The 1,652-nt window shown below is 29.7% G+C and carries 1 protein-coding gene; it reads left to right on the top strand.

Going from position 1 to position 1,652, the window contains the following annotated elements; genetic code table 11:
* Nucleotides 1-129: 129 nt before the first annotated feature.
* Nucleotides 130-1,566, top strand: coding sequence for an IS66 family transposase (tnpC, locus tag ABNK64_RS11010; protein WP_291255746.1), 1,437 nt, complete (start codon nucleotides 130-132; stop codon nucleotides 1,564-1,566).
* Nucleotides 1,567-1,652 lie beyond the last annotated feature (86 nt).

Genomic DNA, 1,652 nt, shown 5'->3' with positions numbered 1-1,652 from the left:
GTAACTACTCAGGTCTGATGTAGAAATTTAAGACTTTCTTCAAAAAATTTTGAAGAAGGTCTTTTTTTGCGTTCAAAAATATGCTATACTATTTAAGTAAAAACTTAACAAGCAAGGAGGTGAACCTTTATGGAAATTAAAGTTGAAGATTTGTTACGTGAAATCGCTGAACTTAAACTTCAATTAGCTAAAGCTTTAGCTAGAATTGAAGAATTAGAAAAAGAAAACAAATTACTTAGAGAGGAAAATGCTATGCTTAAAGCTAAGCTTAATATGAATAGTTCTAATAGTAGTCTTCCTCCTTCTTCTGATAGATTTGTTAAAAAAAAAGATAGGTCTCTTAGAAAGAAAAGCAATAAACCTTCTGGTGGACAAAAAGGTCATAAAGGTTCTACCCTTGATAAAACTAATAATCCTGATTTCGTTGTAGATCTTGAACTATGTTCTTGTCCTCATTGTAGTTCTACATTAAAAGACACTGAAATCGAAGACGTTAAAACTAGACAAGTTTTTGATATTCCAAATATCAATGTTCTTATCACTGAATATCGTTCACAAGTTAAAACATGTCCTCATTGTAAAAAGAAGGTTAGTTCAGAATTTCCAAGTAATGTAACTAACCCAACTCAATATGGCGCTAATATCAGAGCTTTGATTACAAATTTAAATATTTATCATGCACTTCCATATAATAAAATTCAAGAATTCCTTAAAGATATCTTCGGTATAAATTTAAGTCAAGGAACTATTGCAAATACTCTTAAAAAAGCATTTACTTCTCTTGAGAAAGTAGAAAATTTCTTTAAAGATGAATTAAAAAAAGTTACTGTTCTTCATGCAGATGAAACAGGTACTAAAATTAATGGGAAAAATCATTGGATTCACTCTTGCTCAAATGAGAATTATACAGTTCTTACTTCTCATCCTAATAGAGGAAAAAAAGCAATAGAAGAAGCTGGTGTTTTACCTAAATTTAGTGGAATTTTATCGCATGATTGTTGGTATGCTTATGATTGCTATCCTCAGATTCTACATTCTTTATGTTGGGCACATTTTTTAAGAGAACTTCAAAGTATAGAAGACAATACTAACTTAAAATTTCCAGCTAAAATAAGGGAATTTATTCTTAATTTAAAAGAAAGAATTGAGAAAAAAGAAGAGATTTCCCAGGAAGAAGAAAGAAGAATTTATGAAAGATATGCATCTTTAATTGAGGCAAGTAAACAAGAGGAAAAAGCTTACTATCAAACAGATATACTAGAAACTAAAAAAAGGCGTAGTAAAGCATTTAATCTTTTGAAAAGATTGAGTAGGTATGAAGATGTTTTAAGATTTTTTGAAGAAAGAAACGTAAAGCTTTTTACCAACAATGCAGCAGAACGAGAAGTGAGGAATGTGAAGATAAAGAGTAAAATCCAAGGAGCATTTAGAAGTGAATTAGGAAGTCAAATTTATTGTAGAATAAGAGGATATATTGCTACAATGAAGAAAAATGGACAAACTCAATATGCAGCGCTAAAGAGTATATTTGATTTATGTGAAATTATGTTACCAGTAGTTGAATAGAAAGGGAGCCTTCAACAAAAATGTTGAAAACTCCCTCTATTTGGCTATTTTTTATTTTTTGTAAAAACTCACAGCTGAGTAGTTAC

The sequence above is a fragment of the Fusobacterium sp. SYSU M8D902 genome (assembly GCF_040199715.1).
Lineage (GTDB): Bacteria > Fusobacteriota > Fusobacteriia > Fusobacteriales > Fusobacteriaceae > Fusobacterium_A.
The sequence above is the reverse complement of the archived record's forward strand: the minus strand, read 5'-3'. Positions and strand labels throughout refer to the sequence as shown.

Bases quoted from the DNA above. Each gene is read 5' to 3' on its own strand.
- tnpC (WP_291255746.1), top strand. From the start codon at position 130: ATGGAAATTAAAGTTGAAGATTTGTTACGTGAAATCGCTGAACTTAAA.